A 979-nucleotide genomic window follows, 5' to 3' on the forward strand; every position below is an offset into this window, starting at 1 on the left:
CCCCGTCAACCTCCAGCGCGTTCTACAAGTCCAGATCCGCCCGCGGTGAAAGAGACGCCTCGACTGCCCGCGTACCATCGACCGGCGTCATCCGCGAAAGCGAACTCATGAATAAGACGGGTTAGCGGATGCCTACGAAGCCGAGATTGTCTTGGATGTGCAGCCCGAGCGGCGCCGTGCAATTGCATTCGTTGCGGCATCTGCAAGACAGGTGCTCGCACAGCTTGCTAGGGTTGTTGCAGACAGGGAAGGGCCTACGCAACTCAGCGACCGGGTTGTCGGCGCAGAGCTCTCAGCATCACTTCTTTTCCTAATCGCGCAAAGATCGTCCGATGCCTACGAGGCGTCCAGGAACATTCGCGCGGCGGGTGAACCCAACCCTATGCGCCGAGGTGTGATATTGGCACTCGGTCGCTTTTGCCGGGGTCAATTCGCGGAATTGTTGGAAGTAGACCCGGAGGCGGAAGGCCTCGATGCATCCAATTCAAACGACTTTGCCGCCGACCTCTTGTTTCGCGAAATCTTGCGCGGCTTGCACTTGCTGGCAAATGTCGGTTTGGGAAACGCGGGGCCGGATGCGGTCGACCGTGCAATTGAAATGTTTCGCTACGTTCAAGACTTGTCTGTCGACCAAGCGATATCCGAGGAGCTGGGGCGTGAATTCGGATCGACGTCGCTGTTTCCGGGACCGCACCACCTGGCAGCGCTTTTGGAGAAGATTGCCGGAACGTTCGGCGAAGACATTCTCATTTCCACGCCGCCGCCGCCGGGCTCCGATCCAGAGAAGTGGAACGAGTGGTTGAAGAGCGAGGCGAGCCGTTGGCCTTTCCTGTGGGAGAATCATAGAAAAGCGATTGCGGTTGTGTCTCGTATGTGGTGGAAATTCTCTGGCGACGTCCTCCGAGCGGGATGATTTGCGCTTGATCAAGCGGCGAGGTCAAGGGTCATGGGCTCGATCGCCTTATCGAGGGTTTGCCAA

The 979-nt window shown here is 58.1% G+C and carries 1 protein-coding gene; it reads left to right on the forward strand.

Going from position 1 to position 979, the window contains the following annotated elements; genetic code table 11:
• Positions 1-151 precede the first annotated feature (151 nt).
• Positions 152-913: a hypothetical protein gene (locus tag N1F91_RS30945; protein ID WP_289997758.1), complete on the forward strand. Its 762-nt coding sequence runs from the start codon at positions 152-154 to the stop codon at positions 911-913.
• Positions 914-979 lie beyond the last annotated feature (66 nt).

This window comes from Aquibium sp. ELW1220 (assembly GCF_030398385.1).
Lineage (GTDB): Bacteria > Pseudomonadota > Alphaproteobacteria > Rhizobiales > Rhizobiaceae > Aquibium.